Source organism: Stenotrophomonas rhizophila (genome assembly GCF_003751305.1).
Lineage (GTDB): Bacteria > Pseudomonadota > Gammaproteobacteria > Xanthomonadales > Xanthomonadaceae > Stenotrophomonas > Stenotrophomonas rhizophila_B.
On sequence record NZ_RJKV01000001.1, the window covers coordinates 1,826,521 to 1,851,466 of the forward strand.

Genomic DNA, 24,946 nt, shown 5'->3' on the forward strand with positions numbered 1-24,946 from the left:
CCAATTGTGGAGTCAACCATGGACAAGAATCGCACTGAAGGCGCCAAGAACCAGGTCAAGGGCACCGTAAAGGAAGTCGTCGGCAAGGTCACCGGCAACAAGACGAAAGAAGTGGAAGGCAAGATCCAGAAGGGCGTTGGCGAAGTCCAAAGCGACGTGGGCAAGGCGCGCGACGACGCGCGCCGTTGATGCTTGACCCCGCGGCTCTCTGACCCGTTCAGGGCAGAGAGCGGCAGGCAGGAAATCAACTCCCCTGCTTAGAACTTCACCGACATGCGGGCCCAGTAGAACCGGCCGAGCACATCGTAGGTGGCGACGTCTGTATTGCCGTTGCCGCCATTGTTGGCGTAGTACAGCGGTGCCTGCTTGTTGGTCAGGTTGTCCACGCCCAGTTCGATGCTCGTATGCCACGGTGCCACGGTGTAGCCGACCTGCACGTTGTGGTACACGAACGACCCGATCCGGCGGACCACGCCGGCCTCAGCGGTATCGGCCGACAGGCCCTGATCCAGGTCGCTGCTGCCGATCCGGGTCTTGCCGACGTAACGTGCCCGCCAGGCAGCACTCCAGTCGCCCTGCGCCCAGTTCAACGTCCCCAGCGCACGCCAGCGCGGGAAGTTGCCATACGCATAGGTGTACATGCCGCCATTGCGGATGGTCACCGTGCTGGGGTCGGTGGTATCAGGCAGCACGTCGTAACGCTCCAGGTAGGTGCCGTTCAGCCCTGCCGAGAACGTGCCCCAGCGGGTGACAGGCAACCGATAGGTCGTGTTGAAGTCCACCCCGCGGGTCGCCAGCGTGCCCAGATTGACGGTCGGTTCGGCCACATAGTTGATGGTGCCGTTGCCATTGCGATGGATCAGCGCGCAGAACGCGCTGGCCGGGTTGGCATAACACTGGTTCAGCACCGTCTGCGCCGATACACCGGTGATGGTGTCCTCCAGATCGATCCGCCACCAGTCGGCACTGATCGACAGCCCCTCCAGCCAGCGCGGATCGTAAACGAAGCCCACGTCATACGACTTGCCGGTTTCCGGCTTGAGCTGGTAGCCCGCCACCTCGGCACCGGAGGCCTTGCCCGAAATCTGGCCATCGGCCTGGTGATAGCTGCCGTTGGTGGGCACGTTGGCGCAGGCCACGTCGTTGCCACCGGTGTAGCCATTGCACGGATCGTTGACCGTCGGGGCATCGCCCACCACGCCCGAATACAGCTCATTGATGTTCGGCGCACGGAACACCTGCGAGACCGTGCCACGCAGCAGCAGGTCCTGGATGGGTCGGTACTCGATGGATACCTTGCTGTTGGTTTTGCTGCCCACGGAGCTGTAATCGGAGAAGCGCGTGCCCAGGCTGAGGTTGAGCGACTGCACGCCCGGCAGATCCTTCAGCAGCGGGAACAACGCTTCGGCATACGCTTCTTTGACGTCGAAACTCCCGCTCAACTGCGAGGCGCAGAACTCGATCACGCCGCACAAGCCGTTCTCGTCACCCGTCCACAGCGCGTCGGCCTTGCTGGTGCTGGTTTCCTTGCGATACGACACACCGGCGGCCAATCCCACCGTGCCGGCCGGCAGCTCGAACAGATCCCCGTTGGCATTGGCTTCGAACTGCTTGACCGTATACACACTGGTCGCCACCGGGTTGACCACCATGGCCTGCAGGGTGCCCAGACTGGATGGGTCGTTGATGTTGAAGATGTTGAGCGGCGTGCAACCGGCGATGACGCTGCCGGCGCTGCCGCACTTGACGGTGCCATCGCCGTCCAGGAAGGATGGACCGACCGCCCGGTTGAAGGCGGCGTAGTCCAGGAAGCCGTAGTTGGTCGAGGTCTGCTTGACCCGGCCATAGTTCAGATTGACGTCCCACCGCCAGGAGCTGTCACCAAAGCCACCGCGAAGTCCGGGGCTGATCTGGACGTTCTCGGTTTTGTACTCGTAACGGCGATTGCCAAGCACCGTGGCCCGCGTATTGAGATCGTTGTAGGACGTGCCAGTGGTGCGATCGGTGCCGAAATTGACCCCGAACGGGTTGTAGTAGCTCTGCGCGGATACCAGGAAGTTGTCGCCGTTGGCGAAGATCGGGATCGGGGCAATCACCGAGGCCGATTCGGTTTTGCTGAACCAGGTGTTGAGGTAGCCCTCGACGTTGTCGGTGAACCGGAACGTGCCCAGCGCGAAGGCGTTGGTGCGCTCCTGGGGCGTCTGCAGCAGGTTGTAGGGCTGATAGTTGTACGAGTCGTTGGCGGCGGTGTAGCAGTGGAAGTCGCCCGGGTCCGTCGCGCCGGACACACCCCCGTTCAACGTCACCCGCGAACAGCCGTTGCTCGCCGCCAGCGCACGTGATGCGGCCGAGCCGTCGTTGAAGTTGATCGACCCGGTGGGTGTCGCGGACGAACCCTGTTTGACTGCCACGCCGTTGCTCAAGTACAGAGCATCCTTGGAATAGTCCCGATTCAGCGCGGAAACCGCGTCCAGGTTGTGATACGACACGCCAGCCACGATGCTGCCGCGATCCCAGGCCTTGCCACCGGTGAGCGAGAAATTGCGGCGATTGCCGTCACGTTCACCACTGGTGCCGAAATCCGCGGTGAACTGTGCGCCCTCGAAGGTGTCGCGCAGGATGAAGTTGACCACGCCACCGATGGCGTCTGAGCCATACACCGCCGATGCTCCGTCGCTGAGCACCTCGATGCGCTCGATCATGGTGGCCGGGATCGCATTGACGTCGTTGTAGGCAAGGCGCACGCCATTGACCAGCACGAGCGTGCGCTTGTCACCCAGCCCGCGCAGCGAGATGGTCGAGGCGCCGGTACCGCCGCCGTTGTTGGTGTTGGGATTGGTCGAGTTGCCTGCAATGGATGGCAGTTCCTGCAGCAGATCGCCGACCGTTGCCTTGCCGGTGGCGGCAATCTGCTGCTGGGTGACGGTCACCACCGGATTGGCGCTTTCGGTATCGACGCGGCGCAGGCGCGAGCCGGTGACGACGATGCTGTCCAGGGTCGTAGGTGCGCTGCCGGATGCGGCGGCCGTGTCCTGCGCAAGCACCGGCACAGCGGCCGCCAGCATCACGACGGTAGCGACCGCGGTCGCGAGTGGGCGGCGGGCTGCCAAGGAAGATCGGGACAACGACAACGCGTGCGGTGCGGGGGACGGATGGGGCGTCATGGCGGAGTTCCTCGGTCATGTGCAGGCCAGCGGTATCGAGGGGCAACAGTCCCCCGCACCGGCATGCGCCAGTAAATCGGTTCGATGGGGCTTGCGAGCTGGCGTTCCACACCAGGGCGCACATGGGCAGACGGTGTTTGGATGCCTACAACGTTTTCATCTCACGGTCACAATGTGCCGGGTGGCTGGACCTGGCGTCTTGTCGCATTTATCGCGTCTGGATGCGGAATAAGGCATGGCGCACCTCATGCAGGCATGAGCCAGCCACCGAACAACGGTCCGGCGGTGTCACCGTGCTGGGGCTCGACGCGGAAGGTCAACGGCTGGCCCGTGCGGGTCAGAGCATGCGGCAGCGGGTAATCACGGTCGACGAAGTCGATCACCTGCCCGCGCTCCACCGCCACCTCGACCGCCAGCGCCCCATTGACGAGGATGTTGAAGCGGCCCTTGTCGCTACCCCAGAAGCGCAGTCGCAGGACCAAGGGCTGTGTACTGCCCTTCATCACGAACGTGACGAATCCCTTGCCGCGTACATCGCGGCATTGCTGACGCCGGTAGGCCGCAGCGAACGAGGTGTCGCTGGTCAGGCGATGGTCTTTCTCCGAGGCCTCGTTGCCGAACTGGATCATGTCCACCGCACTGGCCTGAAGCTCAGCATGCTCGGCCTTGGCGCGATCCCGGCGCTGCGCTTCTTCCGCCCACTGGGCCGGGTCCATGCGCTTGAAGTACAGCGCGCTGCGACGGTCGTGCTGGGCGTAGAACGGGGAAAACTCCAGCGCCCGCGGGCGGGTGGTACTGGCCAGAAAGCGGGTGGGCTCGCGCAGCGCGACAAAGCCGGACAATGGAGACACGTCCGCCACCAGGGCAGGATCCAGCGCGTCGTACGGCGTTGCGGCCGGGCCCAGATCGGCGGCCAGTGCCAGTGGGCCGCGCATGACCACCACCGTGTCCGGGTCGCCAGCGGCGGGCTCCAGACGCAGCGGCATGTCCAGCGCCAATTCGACCACATCACCGGCCTTCCAGCGCCGTTCCAGCGCGATGTACCCCTCCTTCGGCGTGGCCGACACGGTCCGCCCATTGAGCTTCAGCGCATGCCGTCCGTCGGCCCACGCCGGGATACGCAGCATCAAACGCCGGGGGGCTTTTTCGTCAGCGCGGGTCACCTGCACGCGTACGTTGCCGGTGTGCGGAACGTCGCTGTCCAGCTCCAGCGCCAACCCGCCCTCCTTCCAGTCCAGCTGCGAGGGGATGTAGAGGTTCACGTACAGCGACTGACCGTCATGCCAGTAGATCGAGTCACCAAACTGCGCGTGCGCTTCCATGCCGCTGCCCACACAGCACCAGAAGGAATCGAACGCGTCGGAGAAACCCCGCTCGGCACCGGTGATCATCGGCGTCATGTAGGTGAACATGCCCGTCTCGGGATGCTGCGCCGCCATGGTGTGGTTGAGCAGCGTGCGTTCGTAGTAATCGAAGTAGCGCGCCTGTGGCGTCCACTGGTACAGATGCCGGGTCAGCTTGAGCATGTTGTAGCTGTTGCAGTGCTCGCAGGTCTGCTCGGTGAGGAAGGCGGCGATGGTGTCAGGCTGCTGGAAGTACTCGCGGTCGGCATTGCCGCCGATCACGTAGCTGTAGTGGCCGGTGACCGTCTCCCAGAAGAACCGTGCCGCCGCAGCGCTGTCTGCGTCACCGGTGACCTCGAACTGACGTGCCTCGCCGATGAACTTGGGCACCTGGGTATTGGCGTGGTGATGCGGAAGATCGTCCTTGCCGGCAATGGCCTGATCGACGATTCCTTCATGCCGGAGGCGCTTGCCGATCGCGATCCAGCGCGAATTGCCGGTGCGCGCGCCAAGCTCGATGTAGGATTCATTGATTCCGCCGAATTCGGTGGCCAGCAGCGACTGCATCTGCGCGTGGTCGAGCGCGTCGAACACGCCGGCGAGGTACGCCGCCAACGGCTCCAGCACCTGCAGTGCCTGGAGGGTGTCGGCCAGCGCATCGGCGTCCAGCAGCCCGGCGAACAGCTTGTGCACGGTGTACAGCGGCGACCAGCTGCCGTTGATGTTGAACTTGCTGCCATTCACCGCGCCGGCGCGCACACTCTCGAACACGCTCTTGCCGCCGACGATCTCGCCCGCATCGGTCTTGCGGGTCAGCCCGCCGACATAGCCATCCGGATCCTGCGCCTGGGCCCGCGCCAGCTCGGCCACGATGTACTCGATGCGTTGCTTGACCTGGGCGTCCCCGGTCTGCGCATACAGTTTGGACAGCGCGCTGAGGTAATGGCCCAGCGTGTGCCCGGCGATGGTGTCGCCTTCCCAGCCACCATACACGTCGCCTTTCGGCGGCAGCCCCGCGTACTGAAGGAAGTTGTGCAGCAGCCGATCCGGTTCCAGTTCAAACAGATAGCGGCGGTTGACCAGCAGTGAGTCCAGGAAGATCGATGGCGTCAGCCGGACCGCCTGCAATGGCAGCGCGGTGACCGTGCCTGCGACCGATGCTGCCACCTCCAGCGGAAAGCGCAGCATGCCGGCGGCGGCGGCCAGCGCGCTCCATTGCAGGAAACGGCGACGCGACGGATCAATCGTGATGTCAGGATGGAGTGCGGGCATGGGCGGCGTCCTCAGTCGTAGTGGGCCTGCACCACGACCGTGGCACCGGCAGCGAACGGAATCTGCACACGGTCGTGCTGGGGCCCAGCCGTCTTCGCCGGTCGTCCGTCCACCGTCACCTCACGCAGCTGCGTCCCGGTCGGCGCGCGCAGTGTGAGCCAGATGGCATTGGGCCGCATGGCGGGCAGCGTGAGTGCGGCGTCGATGCGGCGCTGCCCGGTGTCGGCCTGCAGGCGCAGTCCGGTTCTGCCCCACGGGGTCGGCGCCTCCTGCAGTTCGATCGGCTTGCCGGTCGCCAGCCAGTCCCGCGGCACCGCGCGGGCCAGATACAGGTCCTGGTCCTGGTCGAACACCAGCATCCAGCGCAGCAGCAGCGGCACGGTCATCTGCGCCGGCATGCAGAACAGCGGCATCCCGCCGGTGATGCCGGCCACCTCGCCTGCCGTCCAGCTGCCACGGGTATGCGCCTGGTAACGGTGCGCATACAGGAACAACAGGTACTCCTCGATCCGGTCCAGGCGGAGCAGCTGCTGCGCATGCCCATAGGAGATGAACCCGAGGATGTCGCGCCCTTCCGGGCTCGGTTTCCAGATATTGGAGACGATGCCGAGTGTGGTGCCACCGTGGCCGCGCAGGCAGTCGATCACCAGGTGGGCAATCTCCGGTGGCAACACATCGGCCTGCAGCAGCTCGGCGTAAGCGCGATGCGACCATAGCTGCTCGCTCTTGCTGGGGTCCTCCTGTGACATCGCCTGGCGGAAGGTTTCAGTGGTGCCCGGCAGCGGCCCGAGATACGGGGGTCGAAGGTCATGGCGGATATCGGCGCGGATGCTCTGCAGCAGCCGCGTGCGCAATTGCCGGGCGTGCTGGCGCCACTGGCGGCTGGCCCCTTGGGCGCCGGCGATGGTCGGCCATACGGCGGCGATATCTTCCCACCCACGGATGGTCAGCGCACTGTTGCCGAAGTACGGTTTCCACCACAACGTGGGATCGGGATACAGACAGGCATCGGACTCGCTCCAGCCATGGATCAGCCCGTGCCCGCGGTCGCTGCGTGGCAACGCCAGGCTGACATCATGCAGCTCCACCAGCAGCGCAGCGGTCGCCTCGATCTTGCCCTGGTGCCTGCGCAGCAGCGCGGCATCGCCGGTGTAGCGCAGATAGCGCGCCAGCAGGGACAGGGTCAGCCCGAACTGGCCGATTTCCGGCCCGCGCATGTTCACCAGCCCATCGGCCTGGGTGTACTCGCTCAGGTAGTTGTCCAGCACTGCCCTGGCCTGGTCGAACCGCCCCCATTCCAGGTTGGCGTACAGCGAGCTGGTGAACGTGTCCTGGAAGCCGTCGTACTCGTTGCCGACGTAATCCCGATCAACCGCACCGTACTTTGGGTACACGCCGCCCGGGCGCACCACCAGCTCACGCGCGAACGCGAACCGGGCCAGGTCCGACCAGCTGGCATCGGGCAGCTGCGCGGTACTGGCCTGGGCCAGCTGCGCCTGCCAGCTCGCGGCGAAGTCGATCACACCGCGATAGAAATCCTCGACGCTGGCCCCGGTGCGACGCGGCGGGAAATCGGGGTAGCTGTAGCCGACCACCGTGCGTACCGCCTTGCCCTGCTCCACCAGCACCGTGCGGTGCCAGGTCTGCACGATGAAGCGGTCCTGCGCGTTCACATCGGCGAACACCAGCACGTCGTACCAGCGCCCCTCCCCGGCAGGGACCACCTTGTGCACCGCCGGCATCCAGCCACCGAGCAGGCCTTCGGCCCGGTGCGCGACGGTGTCTGCATCGGCAAGCGCCGGGAAAGACTGCAGCGCGCGATAGGTGCGGCTGCGCCCATCGGGGTAGATCTGCATGGTGTCGTTGGCCTGCACCGTGCCCACGAAGGTGGTCCATGGCAGGCGACCGTTGTGATCCTTGGGGTCCAGCCGGGAAGCCGGAGGCGGTGCAACGTCACGCACCGCCTGTTCGCTCGGATCGCCATCGCGCAGCAGCGCGTCGGCCAACAGGTCGGCCTCGGCCATTGCCAGTTTCGCCAGCGGAATGCCGAGGTAGGGGGGCGTGTCGCTGCCCCACACCTCCTCGGTCCGTTTGCCAAGCTCGAGCAGGCCGTCCGCGCAGACCAGGACCAGCGCGCCCTGTGGCGTGCGCAGATCCTCATGCGCGGTCCACGCCACGCCACGGTGCTGGAAGCTGGCCAGCGCGGTGAAACCGGTGAGATCGAGCGATGCCGCAGGCTGCAGCACGGGCCGGGCAAGGGGCGCCGACACCGTACCGCGCGCGTCGGCAGCGCGGCTGCTCAACGCAGGAAGAAAACCGACGGCAGCGGTTGCCGCCATGCCCTGACGCAGGAAACGTCTGCGATCCATGTTGCCTGTGCCTTGCGATGACCAGCCTTCATGCTGCGCGGCGCAGGTCCCGGCGTCTTGTCGCGCACCCCTGCCTTCGATGCGGTTTTCCGCATAGACCGCCCTGCGCCAGCGTGGCGTGGCGTGGCGATCACTGTCACACGTCAATACGTGCCGACCGTGACCCGCAGCACCGGTGGCGAATCGCGCACGAAATTGAGCCCGTAGTCGGTCTGGTCACCGTTGAGCAGTCGCTCGAACCGCCACTGGCCGTCCACGTAGCGCCCCTGCTCCACCCGCAGCAGCTGCCCGTGCCGCGCATCGGCCGCCACGCGCACGAACTCCGCACGGGCGGAAAAGCCGGTCAGCAGGAACTGGTCAGTCGTCGTCTGCACCACCAGCAGGCGACCGCCGTGGTCGGGGTTGCCGGGCAGGATGGGATCGGCATCTCCCCAGTACGGTGCGCCGTAGGAGACCTGCACGTCCCAGTCGCCGAAGTGCAGCGTGCGCGTGGGCTGGCCCGGCTGTTCGGCCACGGCCTGCAGTCGGCCTTCGAAGGCGGCCTTGGCGAGGATCCGCTGGAACGGTGCCAACTGTCCGAAATTGGCTGCATGCGCAGCGGTCGCCGCCTGCTTTTCGGGCGAGTCCAGGCCATCCATGCCAAACACCGAAAACCCGAGGCCGCCCTGCCCCAGCACATGGAACAGATACGGCGTGGTGGCTGGCTCGAAGCCGGTCTCGGAGACCCACGCCGGGTTGTCCGGGCGGGCGTACTGGCCGATCACCTTGGTGTATTCGTTGTAATCGCTGGTGTAGATGTCGGTGCCGATGAAATCGATCGACGGGGTGGCCGCACGCCACAGGTCGAAGACATTCACCGTTGCCCCGCCGGAGGGATAGTCCACGCCCGGGAACTTCTTGCCCTTGTAGCGCAGCCAGGTATTGACGTACATCGGCATGGGGTAGGCGCGTTTGCCGGCCGCGGCCACCTGTTCGATGAAGTGCGCGGTGCCATAGGCATTGAAGGCTTCGTCGGCGTCCGGCCCGAACACCTGCCGCCACGTGCCGGGGGGCTTGCCCAGCCGGGTGGTGATCGCCAACGGTACCAGCTGCGCGAAGGCCGCATTGGCCGCCGCGCCATGGTCACGCACCGCGCCCACGGTGCCGGGCTCGTTCTCCACCTGCACCAGGATCACCGTATGGCGTTGGCCATCAACCTTGCGCAGGTGCCGCATCAAGGCCGTGAACGCACGTGCGTCGGCCTCCACATTGGCCGCGGCGTACGGCGACAGCACATCCACCGGCTGGCCGCGCTCATCCAGCACACGTGGGTAGGTGCCGGCATCGCGCTTGATCCACTCCGGCACATAGTGCATCTGACCGTTCTTCCAGCTGCCGAACCACAGCAGCGCCACCCGCAGGTTGCGCTTGCGGGCCTGATCGATCAGCGCGTCCACGTTGGTGGTGTCGTACTGGCCCGGCATGGGCTCGAACTGCTCCCAGTACACCGGCGCCTCCACCGTGTTGGCATTCAGTGCCACTACCTGGTCCAGTGCACCTGGCAGCACCGCCGGCCACGCACTGGAATTGTGCAGCTGCGCGGCCAGCACGGTATAGGGTGCCCCATCCACGAACAGCGCGTGGCGGCCGTTCCCGGTCACGAAGCGCGGCATCTGCTCTGCTGCCCAGGCGGTCGTGGACAGGCCGGCCAATGTCATGATCGCCGGAGCAACCACGCGGCGCAGCGGCAGCCGGGTCAGGAAGGCGATCCTCATTGCTGTTGCGCCGCGCGCGAATTCCAGTGCGGCGTCGGCGCCTTCATCAGGTGGCGGACGAAGAAGTCGAACTGGCGACGGGTCACGTACTCGATGGGACCGGTGGAGCGGCCGACCGAATGCTCGCCCCCCGGCACGTTCAGCAGATCAAAGTCCTTGCCTGCCTGGATCAGGGCGTCCACCACCTGTGCGGTCGAGGCGGGATCGACGTTGCTGTCCTGCTCGCCCACGACCAGCAGCAGGTCGCCGCGAAGTCCGGCTGCGTTGACCACACCGGAGGTGCGCGCGTAATGCTCATCCACCGGCCAGCCCATCCACTGCTCATTCCAGCTGATCTTGTCCATGCGGTTGTCGAAGCAGCCCGCCATCGCCACGCCCACGGTGTACAGCTCCGGGTGCAGCTCAAGCGCGCCCAGCGTGCTCTGGCCGCCGGCCGAGGCCCCGTAGATGCCCACACCGCGGCTGATGTCGTACGACGGATCGCGGGCGGCCATCGCCTTGTGCCAGGCGATGCGGTCCGGGAAGCCGGAATCGCCCAGGTTTTTCCAGGCCACGTCATGGAAGGCCTTGGAGCGGTGGGCGGTACCCATGCCGTCGATCTGCACGACGATGAAGCCCAGATCGGCCAGCGCCTGCATGCCGATCTGCTTGTCGCCGCCGGAGTGATACCCGAACGGCCAGAAGGTCTTCGGCACGAACGCATCGTGTGGACCGGCGTAGATGTTCTCGATCACCGGGTAGCGCTTGCCCGGGTCGTAGTCCCGCGGCCGCACCACCATCCCCCAGATGCCGGTCCTGCCGTCGCGGCCCTTCGTCACGACGCTCTCCGGGGGCTTCCAGCCGGCGGCCAGCAGCCGCGAAATGTCGCCACGCGCAAGTTCGCGCAGCCGCGTGCCGTCGATGCTGCGCAGTTCGGCGATGGGGGCCATGTCCGGGCGCGAGTACACATCGATGTAAAACCGGCCATCGTCGGAGATCGCGATGTCGTGGTCGGCCGGCGCATCGGTCAGGCGGGTCAGGCCCCTGCCGTCAAAATCCACCCGGAACAGATGCCGCTGGTAGGGATCCTTGCCTTCATCCATACCGCTGGCGGTGAACCAGACCCGTCGCTGTGCATCGTCCACGCGCAGCACGTCGCGCACCACCCACGCACCGCGGGTGATCTGCTTCAACACCTTGCCGCTGGTACCGTCCACACGGTACAGGTGCCGCCAGCCATCGCGTTCGGAGATCCACAGCATCTCCTTGCCCAGCCCACCCACATCATGGGCGTAGGTGCGATCGGCATACACGAAGGTCTTCGCCGTTTCCTCCACCGCCGCATGCGCGTGGCCGCTGGCCGCATCCACGGCCACCACGCGCACCGCCTGGAAGCCGCGCTGCACGTACTGCAGGCTGAAACTACTGCTGTCGCTGCGCCACTGGATCGGCGAGAGCTCGTAGGGGTTGGCCAGCAGTGGGGTATCGATGTCCTTGCGGGTGCCATCCACATCAAACAGCACCGGCTGCTCGATGTCGACCGGATCGCCCGGCTTGGGATACAGCTGCGTCTGCAGCAGCGGCTGCAGCTGCCCGCGGGGTGACGTTTCAACCCGGTTGACCAGCCGGGCCAGCCCCGGCTTCACCCGATACACCGCCAGATGCTGCGAATCCGGCGACCAGGCCAGCGTCTCCGGATCGTAGAACGCATCGCTGCGGCCATCACGCGTCAGTCGCTTCACACCGCCATCGGCGATGGATCGCAGCACCACATCGAAGCCTTCGGCGTAGGCCTCCCACCGGCCATCCGGGGAGCGCCGCGGCGCGTTGTCGGCCGCGATGCGCAGGTCGCGCACCACGCCAAACCCGCGAGGACGCCCGGGTGTGGCGACCGGCGCACAGACGTAGTCACGCAGCGTGCAACGCCAGGGCGTGTAGTCGCTGTCGTGGTAGAAGCGGATCGCACCGTTCGGGTCGTTGCCTTCGGCCACATAGTCGAACCGCGAGAACGGCAGCTTCAGGGCCGTCTGGGGCTGCTGGCTTGCCTGGGAGAGCCCCTGCGCCAGCCGTGCGGCATCAAACGCCGGCTGCAGCGCATCGCTGCCCGGTGTGCCAAGCACGAACGCAAAGCCACCCTCCACCGTACGTCGGTAGTAGAAGTGACCGTCGCTGCGCCACTGCGCCGGGAAGGCCACGTCGCGCGTCAGCCCGCTCCATGCCTCGCGCAGACCCAGTGATCGCTCGTAGTCGGCGACGCCTGGCTCGGCATTGGCAGAAGCTGCCACCCACGCGATGCAGGCCAAAGCGATCCGTGCCTGCCACTTACTCACCATCGTCTTCCTCCAGTTTGAGTTCCGCGCTGCTCAGGCCGCTGCGCGCGCCCCACTGATAGATGAAAAAGGCGATCACCGCCACACAGGCGGTATCCCACGGGTGCGCGATCACACCGATGCCCCCGAACGTGCCCAGCCACGACACGCCCATCACCAGAAGGAAGAACGCGATCAGCCAGGCCGAGCTGCGCACCTGACGCACCACGCGTGCGCGCCGTTGCGGATTGAACAGCTGCGACACCACATAACCGACATAGATCACGACCTGCAGGCCAAGCAGCCACGAGACCGTAGTCCAGGTCGACCAGTAGACGATCAAGGCGGCGATCACGAACGACAGCGGCCCCAGCACGGCCAGCCCTTTCACCCGGAACGGGCGCTCCAGATCCGGCGCACTGCGGCGCAGCGCGGCGACCGTGACCGGCGCGATGGCGTAGCTCAGCACCAGCGCCGCCGAGACCACCCCGATCAGCGTCTCCCACGAGGGGAACGGCAGTGTCCAGAACACCGACAGCGCAAAGCTCAGCCACAGTGCCGGGCGCGGAATGCCCGACTTCGCATCCACCCGGGTCAGGATGGAGAGGAAGCCGCTGCTGCGTGCCCACCCGTACACCACGCGCGGCGTGGCGTTCATGTAGATGTTGCCGGTGCCGCTGGGTGACACCACCGCGTCGGCCACCACCAGCGTCGCCAGCCAGCCCATGCCCAGGGCGAGCGCGATATCGCGATAGGGCAGCGAGAACACCTTGTCCATTCCGGCCCAGCCGTTGGCCAGCACATCGCCGGGCACCGCGCCGAGGAAGGATACCTGCAGCAGCACATAGATCACCGTGGACAGCGCCACCGAGAGGATCAGCGCGATGGGGATCGTGCGCTGCGGATTACGCACCTCGCTGGCCACCGACACGATCGGGGTCAGCCCCAGGTAGGCGAAGATGATGCCACCGGCGGAGATCGCCGCCTCCACGCCTGCCATGCCGGAGGGGGCAAAGCCCTGGCTGGTCAGATTGTCCGGATTGAAGTGCGCGAGCAGCAGCACGATCACCAGCAGCGGCACCAGGAACTTGAACACGCTGATGATGTTGTTGGCCCGTGCGAACGTCTTGACGCTGAAGTAGTTCAGCAGGAAGAACAGCACCAGCAGCCCGAACTGCAACAGCCAGCCCAGCAGCGTGGGGTGGCTGCTGCCCGGCTGGCTCAGCGAGGGAAACCACGCCGCGGCGTACTGCCGGCAGGCTTCCACTTCGATCGCGATCAGGCTGGAGAACGCGATCAACGTGATGAACCCGGTCAGCCAGCCCAGCAGCGTGCCATGCGAGTACTCCGGGTAGCGCACCACGCCGCCGGCCCTGGGCAGCGCTGCGCCCAGTTCGCAATACACCAGGCCGAGCAGGAACACCGCGATGCCGCCGATGATCCACGACAGGATGCCGGCCGGCCCGGCCATGGAAGACACATGACTGGCGGCGAACAACCAGCCTGAGCCGAAGATCGAGCCCAGGCCGATGAAGGTCAGATCGGTCAGGCTGAGGCGTTTGTGGAACTTTCCTGCTGAAGCCATGAGCGTGCTCCGGTGAAACGTTGCGGGCCGGTACCGTTGCGGCAGCAGCGCCGCAACGTGCAGGCGAAGAAGGTTCGATGGGTCAGCGCGGGCCATCCGCCCATGGCGACGTGCCGCCCTCGGCGATGAAGCGGTCGATGCGCGCCTCCAGCACCGGCAGCGGCACCGACCCGAGCGACAGCACCGCATCATGGAAGTGGCGGATGTCGAACCGCTCGCCCAGCGCGGCCTCGGCCTTCCGGCGCAGCGTGAGGATCTCCAGCTCACCGAGGTAGTACGACAACGCCTGGCCCGGCCAGGCGATGTAGCGGTCGACCTCGGTGGTGATCTCATGCTCGCTCAGCGCCGCGTTGTCGCGCAGGTAGGCCAGCGCCTGTTCGCGGCTCCAGCCCTGGCTGTGCACGCCGGTGTCGATCACCAGCCGCGCTGCACGCCACATCTGGTAGGTCAGGTAGCCGAAGCGCTCGTAGGGCGTGGTGTACATGCCCATCTCCTGCCCGAGGTATTCGCAGTACAGTGCCCAGCCCTCTCCGTAGGCGGAGATGTAGGTGTAGCGACGGAAGTCGGGCAGGCCCGTGTCTTCGGCCGCCAGCGACATCTGCAGCGAGTGGCCGGGCGAGGATTCGTGCAGGGTCAGTGCCGGCAGCACGTAAAGCGGCCGCGACGGCAGGTTGTAAGTATTGAGCCAATAGGTATCCAGCCCGCCGCGCCCACCGGTGTAGAACGGTGCCAGATCATCGGGTACCGGCTTGATGGTGAAGCGCTGGCGCGGCACGCGACCGAAGTAGCGGCCGAGATTGCCGTCCATGGTCTTGGCGATCCAGGCGGCGTGGTTCAGCAGTTCCTGCGGCGTTTTGGCATAGAACTGCGGATCGGTCCGCAGGAAGGTCAGGAAATCGGCAAAGCTGCCCTTGTAGCCCACCTCGTCCATCACCTGCTGCATCTCGGCGCGCAGGCGCGCCACTTCCTCCAGGCCGATCTGGTGGATCTGCGCAGGCGACATGTCGCGGGTGACGAACTCTCGGATCTGCGCGCGGTAATACGCTTTGCCATCGGGCAGCGCTTCGCCGGCCAGCGTGGTGCGAGCCTTGGGCACATACTCCTCGCGCATGAAGCGCAGCAAGGCGCTGTAGGCCGGGATCACGCTGCCGGAGATCGCCGCCAGCGCCTGCTGCCGCAGTTGGGCCTGTTGCGCGGCCGGGATGCTGGCCGGCATCTGCTTGAACGGCGTGTAGAACAGATTCGCCTCGCCCGTGGCCTGCGCCACATCGGCGATCGACTGGTCGCGGCCGGTGAGCGTCACCCGCGGTTGACTGAAGCCGCGGGCCAGTCCGGCGCGCATGTTCGCGGTCTGATCGTTGAAGTAGCGTGGGATGTCGGCCAGCTGTGCCAGATAGCGGCGATAGTCGTCGGCGCTATGGAAGGTGCCGCGCGCGGTGAACCCCAGATTGGTCCAGAACGCGGTATCGCTGTTGAACGGCATCTCCCAGGCACGGTAGCGCTGCTGGTCCAGCAGCACCTCGATCTGCTGCCGGTAGACCTGGTAGTTCACCTGGTCCACCGCCGGCAGCTGCGCCTGCGCAACGGTATCCAGTTCCTTCAGTACCTGCTGCCAATACGCGGTGCGCATGTCCTGTGTCGCCGGGTCGACCTTGGGCAGGTGGTCTGCCGGCCGGCCGCCACCGTTCTCGTCATCACCCCCGGCCTGTTGTTGCGCGCGCCAGCTCCATTCGCGCGTGTACAGCGCCTTGAAGCGTGCCGCAGCGTCAGTGGCGGTCGCGGTGCCAGCGGTGGCACCCGCGGCTGCGGCGTCGGCAGACGGGGCCATCAGGCCGGTCGCGCTGATGCCCAACAGCAGGGCAAGCGACAGAGGGGAACGCAGATTCATGGGGTCTCCTTGGCGGTGGCGTCGGCGCTGCGCACCGGGGCGGCCTGGGCCCGGGCGATCCAGGCCTCGATGCGGGCGTCGAGCAGGTCCAGCGGCATCGCGCCGCCGCCCAGCACCGCGTCGTGGAACGCGCGGATGTCGAACCGGTCACCCAGCGCCTGCTCTGCACGGGCGCGCAGGGCGAGGATGTCGAGCTGGCCGATCTTGTACCCCAGTGCCTGCCCCGGCCAGACGATGTAGCGGTCGGTCTCGGCCTGGATGCTGGGCTCATCGTCGGAGGGATGGGCGTGGAAGAAGTCCACCATCTGCTGGCGGGTCCAGCGCTTGTAGTGCACGCCGGTGTCCAGCACCAGGCGGTTGGCACGCAGCAGCTCGCCGGCCAGGTGGCCGTACCGGCTGTACGGATCCTTGAAGAAGCCGACCTCGCCGGCCAGCTGTTCGGCATACAACGCCCAGCCTTCGATGAAGGCGTTGTAGCCGGCCTGCTGGCGGAACGGCGGCAGCGGCAATGTCTGCGACAACGAAATCTGCAGGTGATGCCCCGGTACGCCCTCGTGATACGCCGTGGTTTCGATGTTGACCAGCGTGCGTTCGGTCGCATCGTTGGCGTTGACCATCACGATCGCCGGCTTGGTGCCCTGCGGATTGCTCTGCCAATACTCGGCACCGGGCGCTTCGCGACGGAAGGCCGGCATCCCCTGCACCTCCAGCGGCGTCTTGGGCAGGGTGCCGAACAGTTTGGGAAGCTCCGGCTCCATGTCGGCGATGTAGCCGCGATACAACGTCAGGATCTGGTCGCTGGAGGTGGCGAAGTGGCGCTTGTCGGTGGCCACCGCCTTGCGGAAGCTGGCCAGGTCGGGGTAGCCCTGCCCGATGGCGATCCGGGTCATCTCGCCTTCGATCCGCGCGACTTCCGCCAGACCGATCTGATGGATCTCCTCGGGCGATTTGTCGGTGGTGGTCTGGGTATGCACGGCGAACAGATAGCGCTTGTCGCCGTCAGGCAGCGACCAGAGGCCTTCGTGCTCACGCCCTTTCGCCGCGTACTCCTCTTGCACGAAGGCCGCCAGACGGGTGTAGGCCGGGCGCACCTGCCCGTCAATGGCAGCCATCAGCTGGGTGCGGATGGCCTCGCGCTGCGCCGGGTCGGCCACGACCGCGTCCAGTTTCTTCAACGGCGAGGCGAACGCACTGTCGGCACCGGCTGGTGCGGCGATGCTGGCGATCTGCGCGGGCAGCTTGTCGAGCAGATAGCGTGGCTGCACCAGGCCATCCTTCGCACCCTGCCGCGAGACCTCGATGATCTGCGCCAGCAGGGCCGGAACGGCATTGAGCCGCGCGATGTAGTCCTGGTAGTCCTTGGCGTTCTCGAACGGGAAGGCATCGCCCATCCCGGCCAAGCCCAGCTGAATGCCACCGACCGGCTCCAGCGGCATCTCATGTGTTTTCAGATCGATCGCGGTCAGCTTGTCGCGCAGCTGGCGCTGCATCATCTGCAGGCTCAGCTGCCGCTGGTCATCCAGTGCCGTGGCATCGACCGCATCGAAGCGCGCCAGCAGCCCGGCCGTTGCTGCACGATCGGCAGCAACAGCACTCAGGCTGTAATCGGTCCAGCGATCGTTGTAGCGCTTGTCGCCGATGATGCTGGCGAACTCCGGGCTGTGCGCCAACTGATACTGCCACTGCTCATCCAGCAGCGCATCGAAGGTCTTCGCCGCAGGGGCCATGGCATCGGTGCCGGCCGGTCTTTCAACGTCCGCCGGCGGGGCGGTGGACGGTTGGCAGGCAGTGGCAAGCGCGGCAGTCAGCAGACCGATGGCGAGAGGACGGAACAGGGCCATGCATCAACTCCAGTAGCAGTGATCACGAAAGAGGCATCAGGCGAACGGGCGATCGATGGCCGGCGACGGTGGGGTGAACCACTGCGCGCCCTGCGCGGTCACGAAAAAGTGGTCCTCGAGCCGGACACCGAAGGCACCCGGCACCACGATCATCGGTTCGTTGCTGCAGCACATGCCGGGCCGCAGAACGGTGTCATTGCCGCGCACCAGGTACGGCGCCTCATGGATGGCGAGGCCGCAGCCGTGGCCGGTACGGTGCGGCAGGCCCGGCAAGCGATAGTCCGGGCCGAGCCCGGCCGCCTCCAGCACTGCACGGGCGGCAGCGTCGACCGACGCGCAGGTCACCCCGGGACGCACCGCAGCGAAGGCAGCCGCCTGCGCTGCATGCTCCAGCGCCCAGATGCGGCGCTGCGCATCGTCGGGTGTGCCGAAGATCCACGTGCGCGTGATATCGGCGTGGTACCCCTGCACCGTGCAACCGGTATCGATCAGCACCAGCTGGCCCTCGGCCAGATGCTGAACACCCGGGATGCCGTGCGGAAACGCGGTGGCATGGCCGAACTGCACGATGCAGAACGTGGACCCGTTGTCGGCGCCCAGCGCACGGTGTGCCTGGTCGATGAAGCGCACGAGCTCATCCGTACCGATGCCTTCACGAGCAATGCCCGCGGCAAGGCGATGTACCTGCAGGGTCATGTCGCAGGCCTGCTGCATCAGCGCCAGCTCGGCCGGCGACTTGCACATGCGGCACCCGTCGATGATCGCGGTGGCATCGCCGATCGCCGCGGCAGGGAGGTGCCTGGCCAGGCCCGTATGCACACCGAAGGCAATGCCCGGGTCCAGCGCCAACGTGCGCGCACCGCGCTCGGCCATCACTGCGGCAACCAGTGCATACGGATCGTCGTGCTCCTCCCACAGCCGCTTTCCGGCCGGGATCTTCAGCACGGCATCCAGCGAGCCTTCCTCGAATACCGGGCACACCAGCAGCGGCTCGCCGCTGAGCGTCAGCAGCAGGCCCACCAGACGCTCGGTTGCGCCCCACGGCACGCCGCTGAAGTAACGCAGCGACGTGCCCGCGCCGACCAGCAGCGCATCCACGCCCTGCGCCTGCATCAGCGCCCGCGCATGCTCGATACGCGCCTGATACTCGTCCGCAGCGATGGCCGGCGCACGATCCTCCCAGGGCTTGAGCTGGGCCTGTGCCTCGGCCAGGCTGAGCCCACCGATCTGCCCGCTCATGCCGCGCTCCCCACATCCGCCGTGGTGCCAACGCTATCGATGTTGCGTTGCACGCCGCCGGGATTGCGGTCGCGCAGTTCCACCGGCAGCAAAGGATCGGGTACCGCGTCGTAGCTGTGCAGCGCCGCGAAGCGGTGGATCGCACCCGGCATGCCCACCGAGGTGAAACCGGGGTGGCCGGTGCTCGGGAACGGACCACCGTGGTTCTGCGCCGCGCTCACCGCGACGCCGGTCGGCATCTTCGAATTGATCAGGCGGCCCACCCGCGCGCGCAGTACCGGAGCAATCCGCTGCCACGCCGCGTCGTCGCTGCCATCGGCCGCGCGGTACAGCGTGCCGGTCAGGTTGCCCTCGAACGCCGCAGCGACCTGCGCCATCGCATCCACATCCGCGACCCGCACCAGCAGACTGACCGGACCGAAGGCTTCGGTCTGCAGTGCCTGCGGCTGGGCGATGAACGCCTCGGCATCCACGCTCAGCAGCGTCGGCACATAACGATAGCCGCCCTCGCCCGCCGCACCGCCGGCCAGCAGTTGCGCACCGGCCTCGCGCAGCGTCGCCACCCCGTGGGTCAGATGGTCCAGGCCGCCCTGGGAGAACAACACCATCGGCGCGGCCGAAGCGAAGTGCGACGTGGCGGCGGCAACGAAGGCATCGCCATCGGCACCGTGTGGCACCACCACCACGCCCGGGTTGGTGCAGAACTGACCACTGCCCAGCGTGCAGGACGCAAAGAACTCCTGCGCGAGGGGCTCCCCGCGTTCGGCCAGCACGCCCGGCAGCATGAAGACCGGATTGACGCTGGAGAGTTCGGCGTAGAACGGCACACCGGCCGCGTCGGCTGCGGCTTTCAGCGCCAGGCCACCGCCACGGCTGCCGGTGAAGCCGATCGCCCCCAGCCGCGCGTCGCCGGCCAGCGCCAGGCCCAGCGGATTGTCGAACTGATACAGCAGTTGCACCGCCGCCGCCGGCAGCCCGGCCTGTACCAACGCGGTGTGGGCCAGCTGCGCCATGCGCTGGCTGGTGGCCGGGTGCAGCGGATGGGCTTTGGCGATCACCGGATTGCGGGCTGCGATCGCCGAGGCGAAATCGCTGCCCGCGATCGCGTTGAACGCGAACGGGAAATTGTTGGGGCCGAACACCAGCACCGGCTTGGACAGTGGCGCAAGGTGCGAGCGCAGTCCCGCAGCGGTATCGATCACCGGCTGGGTCCAGCTGAAGCTGCGCACCGCCGCTGCGGCCTGGCGCAGCTGGCCGGTCGTGCGAGGCAGTTCGTTGCCACGCAGACGCGTGGGGGCCGGCAACGCGGTTTCGGCGTGGGCCAGTGCCACCAGCGTGTCCGCATCGGCATCCAGCGCGTCGGCGTAAGCCTCCAGGAAGGCCGCGACCCGCTCAACGGGTGCGGCGGCCAGCTCGGCCGCGACGGCACTGGCCGCCGCGACCGCGGTCTCGATGTCGGCCGCACCGCTGACGGGGAATGCGGGTCCGATGCGCTCGCCGGTGGTGGGATCCGCCGCGCGGAAGCTTCCCTGCAGCGACAGGCTCGGTTGCCAGCGTCCCGCCAGCAGGAGCGGTTCGACATGCGTCATATCAGGCCTTCTTGGTTGCAATGGCGTGGTCGATGATGGCCAGTGCGTCCGTACGTTCGGCGCCTTCGACCACCAGACGCGGAGCGCGCACGGTTTCGCTGCCCAGCCCGACCTTGGCCTGGACCAGTTTGATCAGCTGGACGAACTTGGGCACGGTATCCAGGCGCAGCAGCGGCAGGAACCAGTTGTACAGCTCGGCAGAGGCGGCATACCCGCCATCGCGGGCCAGCTCGAACAGCTGCACCGACTCCACCGGATACGCGTTCACCAGGCCCGCAATCCAGCCCTCGGCGCCCATCGCCAGGCCTTCCACGATCGCATCGTCCATGCCGACCAGCAGCACCAGGCGGTCGCCCAGCAGTTCCTTGATCGCTGCGAAGCGGCGGATCTCGCCCGAGGATTCCTTGACCGCCTGCAGGTTGGCGAACTCACCGGCCAGCTGCGCGATCTGGGCTGGCAGGATGTCGGTGCGGTAGGCCACCGGGTTGTTGTAGAGGATGCACGGCAGATCGGTGGCACCCAGCACGGCGCGCGCATGCGCGGCAGCCTCGTGCCAATCGGACGTGTACACATACACCGGCAGCACCATCAGGCCACCTGCACCGGCGGCCTTGACCGCCTGCGCCAGCTTGACCGCTTCCTCGGTGGACAGCGCGGCAATGCCCGGCACCACCGGCACGCGGTCGCCGACCGCCTTCACCAGGGTGGCGACGATGGCCACCTTCTCATCAAAGCTCAGCGTCGCCGCTTCGCCCAGCGAGCCCAGCGGCACGATCGCGGTGGAACCGGCATCGACCAGCTGCACCGCGTGCTTGGCCAGGAACGCGTGATCGACGCTGCCGTCGGCATGGAACGGGGTGGTGATGGCGGGCAGGACGCCCTTCCAGAAAGAGGCATTGCTCATGGATGTATCCCTTGCGAGTCGTCGGTGAAGGAGTCGGCCAGCGCCGCGAGGCGGACCGGGAACAAGGGCGGCCGGCGGCCGCCATCGGTGGAACGTTCGGCATCGCCCAGGCCGAGTTCGGCCAGTGCGGTGCCGCAGATACGGCCTTGGCAGGCGCCCATGCCACAACGCGAGGCGAGCTTGGCGTCACGCGGGTCGTTGAAACCACGCAACGCGCGCAGTGGCACGTCTTCGCAACGGCAGACCAGAGTGTCGTCCTGCGCCAGGGCGTGGACGCGCGGATCCAGCGCAAAGGTGCGCTGGAGTTCGGTAGCGAACGCGCGCACCTGGCGGCGCCGCGACTGCAGCGCCTGTGCGGCATCGGTGCCCCCGGCCGCCATGTAGCCCGCGATGGCGCCTTCGACCAGCGCGCTGTCGCGCCCGCCGATGCCCAGCGCTTCACCTGCCGCGAAGACATTGGCCACGCTGCTGCGCAGCAGCGCATCGACCGCCACCTGCGCGTGCGCACCGCTGCGTTCCAGACGGCAGCCGAGCAGCTCAGCCAGTTCAGTGTTCGGCACCAGTCCGTAGCCGACCGCGAGCTGATCACAGGCGATATGGTGGCGGCCGCGCGGACCCTCGATCTCGATTTCGCGCAGCTGCGTGTCGCCATACGCACCCACCACCACGCTCCTCGCGTGGTAGCCGATGCCGGCCAGCTGCATCTGCAGCGCAGCGGCCTGCAGGGCCTTGGTCGGCCAGCGCGGCAGCCGCAGTGCAAAGCTGGCCAACGCGCGCCGCGAGGCCTGCTCATGAATCCCCAGCACGCGTGCACCGTGGCGACGCAGGGTTGCCGCGCTGGCCAACAGCAAGGGGCCACTGCCGGCCACCACCACGCGCCGGCCCGCCAGCGGCCAGCCCTGCTTGGCCAGCGCCTGCGCGCCCCCCGCACCCGTCACACCGGGCAGCGTCCAGCCGGGGAATGGCAACAGCAGCTCGCGCGCGCCGGTGGCCAGCACCAGGCTGCCGTAGTGCAGTTCGCGGGTACCGGCAGGACTGTCGGCCAGCAGCCAGCCCGATTGCGCCATCGTCACCTGGGTCTGGGCGAGCCATTCGACCTGGCCGGCACCGAGGATGTCCAGCGCGCGTCGCGCCATCGGCGGCGCACCATGCGCCACATCGTGACGCCAGACCTGGCCACCGGCGCGCGCCTGCGCATCCACGATGCCAACGCGCGCGCCATGCGAAGCCGCGGCTCGGGCAGCGGCCAGCCCAGCTGGACCGGCGCCCACCACCAGCACGTCGTAATGCCGCACGGACTCAGCCATCGGTACGTACCTGCATGCCTTCGCGCGCCGGGGTCATGCACGCGCGCAGCTGGGCAATTCCATCGATGCGCACCCGGCACTCAAAACACACGCCCATGCCGCACAACGGCGCGCGCGGCTCCCCGCCGCGCGACGTCCGGAAGGCGCCACCGGCGAGCGCGATCGCCACCGCCACCGTTGCCCCTTCAGGCACCTGGACGGGCGTTGCGTTGACCGACAGACACACGCGCGTGCTCATGCCGCCACTCCGGTGATCACGCGGTCCGGCAGATAGGGGGCCGGGTCGATCACCGGCGTGCGGCCTAGGACGCTGTCCACGATCAAACGCGCGGTGCCCAGTGCCGTGGTGACACCCAAGCCTTCATGGCCCGCTGCCACCCATACACCGCGCCGCCCCGGTACCCGCCCCACGTAAGGCCGCCCATCCGGCGTGGCCGGGCGCAACCCGGTCCAGATACGGATCGCCTGCAGATCGCGCAGCACCGGCAGAAACGCAAACGCCTGCCCCAGCATCTGCCGCAACAGCGGCAACGACACGTCACGATCGGACACGTTGAATTGGCGAGAGGAGCCGATCAGGATCTGTCCGGTGGGCCGCGGCTGCACGTTGAAGGCAACGCTGGTGTCCGCATCGCCATGTGCCGAATCCGCATAATCCAAGGCCAGCAGCTGGTGATGGACCAGGCCCGGGTAGCGGTCGGTGATGACCAGCTGACCCTTGCGTGGACGCATCGGCAGCTCCGGCAACAGCTGTGGCAGATCCACGCCGCTGGCCACCAGCACCGGACCGGACAGCGCTTCGCCATCATCCAGACGCACCCCGTGATCGAGCAGCCCGACCACGCGGCGCCCGGCATACAGCTGCGCACGGTGTTGGCAGGCTTGGTCGACCAGATAACGCGCCATGCGCGGTGGATACACCACCGCCTCGCTGGCGACCCGCATGCCCCCGGCCAGGCCGGGCACCAGGTTCGGTTCGAACTGGTACAGCTGCGTGGCATCGACCAGTGCCGCATCGATGCCCGCCTGCGCCAACCGGGCGATCTTGGCCGGCACCGTCTCCAGCTCGCGTGCATTACGTGCCACCCACAAGGTGCCACAGCGGCTGAACTCGGCCTCTTTCAGGCGCGCATAGCGTTCCCACAACCGCAGCGAGTAGGCCGACAGCGCCAACTCCGCCGGATCGTCATCCATCGCCACCAGATGCCCCATCGCCGCCGCCGTCGAGCCGCCACCGACCGGGCCCGGCTCGATCACCGCCACGCGCAGGCCTTCGGCCGCGGCGGCTTCCGCGCACGCTGCACCGACAATACCGGCGCCGACGATGATGAGGTCGTAAGTGTTCATCCGTGCGCGCCGGCCTCGGCACCGATGCCCCAGGCGAACGGGTCGGCCGGGTCGATCAACAACTGGGCCCGGGCAGTGAGGTGCGCGGTGCCGGTGATGCGCGGTGCGATGCCACGCCCGCTCAAGCGGTAGCTGCCTTCGAAAGCGCTGCCCAGGATGCCCTGCTGGATCCAGCGCGCCCCCTCGGCCAGCTTGCCGTCCGCCGCCAGACAGGCCAGCTTGGCGCTGGTACCGGTGCCACACGGCGAGCGGTCATAGGCCAGGCCCGGGCACAACACGAAATTGCGCGCCTGGCCGCTGCCATCCGGTGCGAGGCCATTCACCTCGACATGGTCGATCTCGCCACCGTCTGCACCGGTGATGCCCGCGGCCTCCAGCGCCTGGCGGATGGCCTCGGTATAGGCAGTGAGCTCGCGCTGGTTCGACAGCTCCAGTGCACAGGGAGACTGCTCGGTGATGTAGAACCAGTTGCCGCCCCAGGCGATGTCGCCGCGCACACGGCCATGGCCGGCCACCTCCACCTCGATCCCCGCGGCATGCCGGTAGCTTTCCACGTTGTCGACGGCGATGTTGCCAGCGGCGTCCAGGTCAACACCGACGTTACCGACCGGCGTCTCGATCAGGTGCTGTCCCGGTTCGATCCGCCCGAGCTCCAGCAGCGTGCGGACCACGCCGATGGTGCCGTGGCCACACATGCCCAGATAGCCCACATTGTTGAAGAAGATCACCCCGACACAGGCGCGCGGATCACGCGGCGGCAGCAGCAGCGCGCCGACCATCGTGTCCGAGCCACGAGGCTCACAGGCGATCGCACTGCGCCAGTGGTCGAACTCGGTACGGAAGCGCTCACGGCACTGCGCAAGGTTGCCCTCGCCCAGGTCCGGGAAGCCGGAAAGGACGACCCGGGTAGGCTCGCCGGCGGTGTGGGAGTCGATCACGTCGATGGTATGCATGGCAACGATGCTCCCATCCGGCCACCACCGCGACTAGCGTGGAATGGCGGTGGCAAATGCGGAAATCTGCACAATCGACGCCCCTTGCAGGCGCCCCGCTTTG

16 protein-coding genes are annotated in these 24,946 nt (G+C 67.1%); 1 reads left to right on the forward strand and 15 read right to left on the reverse strand.

All coding sequences use genetic code 11. The annotated features are described in order from the left end of the window. Nucleotides 1-18 precede the first annotated feature (18 nt). The gene (locus EDF74_RS08245; protein WP_123729593.1) at nt 19-189 is read left to right on the forward strand and encodes a CsbD family protein; all 171 of its coding nucleotides are present in this window, start codon (nt 19-21) and stop codon (nt 187-189) included. Nucleotides 190-257: 68 nt separating this feature from the next. Here EDF74_RS08245 and EDF74_RS08250 read toward each other — a convergent pair whose 3' ends face one another. The 15 genes from EDF74_RS08250 to EDF74_RS08320 all read right to left on the reverse strand — a co-directional run bounded on the left by EDF74_RS08250 (nt 258) and on the right by EDF74_RS08320 (nt 24,843). Further along, entirely contained in the window at nt 258-3,164 is a 2,907-nt protein-coding gene (locus EDF74_RS08250) for a TonB-dependent receptor (protein ID WP_123729594.1), read from the reverse strand. A gap of 245 nt (nt 3,165-3,409) precedes the next feature. After that, a complete protein-coding gene (locus EDF74_RS08255) occupies nt 3,410-5,779 on the reverse strand; it encodes a glycoside hydrolase family 127 protein (RefSeq protein WP_123729595.1) in 2,370 nt (789 codons plus the stop codon). 11 nt (nt 5,780-5,790) lie between these two features. Beyond that, nucleotides 5,791-8,148, reverse strand: a complete 2,358-nt coding sequence (locus EDF74_RS08260; protein ID WP_123729596.1) for a Tat pathway signal protein — start codon at nt 8,146-8,148, stop codon at nt 5,791-5,793. 143 nt (nt 8,149-8,291) lie between these two features. Next, the gene (locus EDF74_RS08265) at nt 8,292-9,845 is read right to left on the reverse strand and encodes a DUF5597 domain-containing protein (protein WP_260232234.1); all 1,554 of its coding nucleotides are present in this window, start codon (nt 9,843-9,845) and stop codon (nt 8,292-8,294) included. 53 nt (nt 9,846-9,898) lie between these two features. Beyond that, nucleotides 9,899-12,214: a DPP IV N-terminal domain-containing protein gene (locus EDF74_RS08270; protein ID WP_123729598.1), complete on the reverse strand. Its 2,316-nt coding sequence runs from the start codon at nt 12,212-12,214 to the stop codon at nt 9,899-9,901. Then, complete coding sequence (locus EDF74_RS08275; protein WP_123729599.1) at nt 12,204-13,775, reverse strand: APC family permease; 1,572 nt, start codon at nt 13,773-13,775, stop codon at nt 12,204-12,206. The genes EDF74_RS08270 and EDF74_RS08275 overlap by 11 nt, the downstream gene beginning before the upstream one ends. Nucleotides 13,776-13,857: 82 nt before the next feature. Next, a complete protein-coding gene (locus EDF74_RS08280) occupies nt 13,858-15,663 on the reverse strand; it encodes a DUF885 domain-containing protein (protein ID WP_123729600.1) in 1,806 nt (601 codons plus the stop codon). Beyond that, nucleotides 15,660-17,504, reverse strand: coding sequence for a DUF885 domain-containing protein (locus tag EDF74_RS08285; protein WP_123729601.1), 1,845 nt, complete (start codon nt 17,502-17,504; stop codon nt 15,660-15,662). Before EDF74_RS08285 ends, EDF74_RS08280 begins: the two co-directional genes overlap by 4 nt. Before the next feature lie 36 nt (nt 17,505-17,540). Further along, entirely contained in the window at nt 17,541-18,743 is a 1,203-nt protein-coding gene (locus EDF74_RS08290; protein ID WP_123729602.1) for a M24 family metallopeptidase, read from the reverse strand. Beyond that, nucleotides 18,740-20,332 (reverse strand): aldehyde dehydrogenase family protein, encoded by a 1,593-nt coding sequence (locus EDF74_RS08295; protein ID WP_123729603.1) that lies wholly within the window; start codon nt 20,330-20,332, stop codon nt 18,740-18,742. The genes EDF74_RS08290 and EDF74_RS08295 overlap by 4 nt, the downstream gene beginning before the upstream one ends. A gap of 1 nt (nt 20,333) precedes the next feature. Then, a complete protein-coding gene (locus EDF74_RS08300; RefSeq protein WP_123729604.1) occupies nt 20,334-21,236 on the reverse strand; it encodes a dihydrodipicolinate synthase family protein in 903 nt (300 codons plus the stop codon). Further along, nucleotides 21,233-22,543: an NAD(P)/FAD-dependent oxidoreductase gene (locus EDF74_RS08305; protein ID WP_123729605.1), complete on the reverse strand. Its 1,311-nt coding sequence runs from the start codon at nt 22,541-22,543 to the stop codon at nt 21,233-21,235. Before EDF74_RS08305 ends, EDF74_RS08300 begins: the two co-directional genes overlap by 4 nt. Continuing rightward, a complete protein-coding gene (locus EDF74_RS08310; protein WP_123729606.1) occupies nt 22,536-22,781 on the reverse strand; it encodes a (2Fe-2S)-binding protein in 246 nt (81 codons plus the stop codon). The genes EDF74_RS08305 and EDF74_RS08310 overlap by 8 nt, the downstream gene beginning before the upstream one ends. After that, the gene (locus tag EDF74_RS08315) at nt 22,778-23,890 is read right to left on the reverse strand and encodes an NAD(P)/FAD-dependent oxidoreductase (RefSeq protein WP_123729607.1); all 1,113 of its coding nucleotides are present in this window, start codon (nt 23,888-23,890) and stop codon (nt 22,778-22,780) included. The genes EDF74_RS08310 and EDF74_RS08315 overlap by 4 nt, the downstream gene beginning before the upstream one ends. Next, nucleotides 23,887-24,843, reverse strand: coding sequence for a proline racemase family protein (locus EDF74_RS08320; RefSeq protein ID WP_123729608.1), 957 nt, complete (start codon nt 24,841-24,843; stop codon nt 23,887-23,889). The genes EDF74_RS08315 and EDF74_RS08320 overlap by 4 nt, the downstream gene beginning before the upstream one ends. Nucleotides 24,844-24,946 lie beyond the last annotated feature (103 nt).

Excerpts from the sequence above, each read along its gene's own strand:
- EDF74_RS08275 (WP_123729599.1), bottom strand. The coding sequence starts at position 13,775 with ATGGCTTCAGCAGGAAAGTTCCACAAACGCCTCAGCCTGACCGATCTG.
- EDF74_RS08245 (WP_123729593.1), top strand. The coding sequence starts at position 19 with ATGGACAAGAATCGCACTGAAGGCGCCAAGAACCAGGTCAAGGGCACC.
- EDF74_RS08255 (WP_123729595.1), bottom strand. The coding sequence starts at position 5,779 with ATGCCCGCACTCCATCCTGACATCACGATTGATCCGTCGCGTCGCCGT.
- EDF74_RS08285 (WP_123729601.1), bottom strand. The coding sequence starts at position 17,504 with ATGGCCCTGTTCCGTCCTCTCGCCATCGGTCTGCTGACTGCCGCGCTT.
- EDF74_RS08270 (WP_123729598.1), bottom strand. The coding sequence starts at position 12,214 with ATGGTGAGTAAGTGGCAGGCACGGATCGCTTTGGCCTGCATCGCGTGG.
- EDF74_RS08250 (WP_123729594.1), bottom strand. The coding sequence starts at position 3,164 with ATGACGCCCCATCCGTCCCCCGCACCGCACGCGTTGTCGTTGTCCCGA.
- EDF74_RS08295 (WP_123729603.1), bottom strand. The coding sequence starts at position 20,332 with ATGACGCATGTCGAACCGCTCCTGCTGGCGGGACGCTGGCAACCGAGC.
- EDF74_RS08320 (WP_123729608.1), bottom strand. The coding sequence starts at position 24,843 with ATGCATACCATCGACGTGATCGACTCCCACACCGCCGGCGAGCCTACC.
- EDF74_RS08310 (WP_123729606.1), bottom strand. The coding sequence starts at position 22,781 with ATGAGCACGCGCGTGTGTCTGTCGGTCAACGCAACGCCCGTCCAGGTG.
- EDF74_RS08280 (WP_123729600.1), bottom strand. The coding sequence starts at position 15,663 with ATGAATCTGCGTTCCCCTCTGTCGCTTGCCCTGCTGTTGGGCATCAGC.
- EDF74_RS08260 (WP_123729596.1), bottom strand. The coding sequence starts at position 8,148 with ATGGATCGCAGACGTTTCCTGCGTCAGGGCATGGCGGCAACCGCTGCC.
- EDF74_RS08265 (WP_260232234.1), bottom strand. The coding sequence starts at position 9,845 with ATGACATTGGCCGGCCTGTCCACGACCGCCTGGGCAGCAGAGCAGATG.
- EDF74_RS08300 (WP_123729604.1), bottom strand. The coding sequence starts at position 21,236 with ATGAGCAATGCCTCTTTCTGGAAGGGCGTCCTGCCCGCCATCACCACC.
- EDF74_RS08305 (WP_123729605.1), bottom strand. The coding sequence starts at position 22,543 with ATGGCTGAGTCCGTGCGGCATTACGACGTGCTGGTGGTGGGCGCCGGT.
- EDF74_RS08290 (WP_123729602.1), bottom strand. The coding sequence starts at position 18,743 with ATGAGCGGGCAGATCGGTGGGCTCAGCCTGGCCGAGGCACAGGCCCAG.
- EDF74_RS08315 (WP_123729607.1), bottom strand. The coding sequence starts at position 23,890 with ATGAACACTTACGACCTCATCATCGTCGGCGCCGGTATTGTCGGTGCA.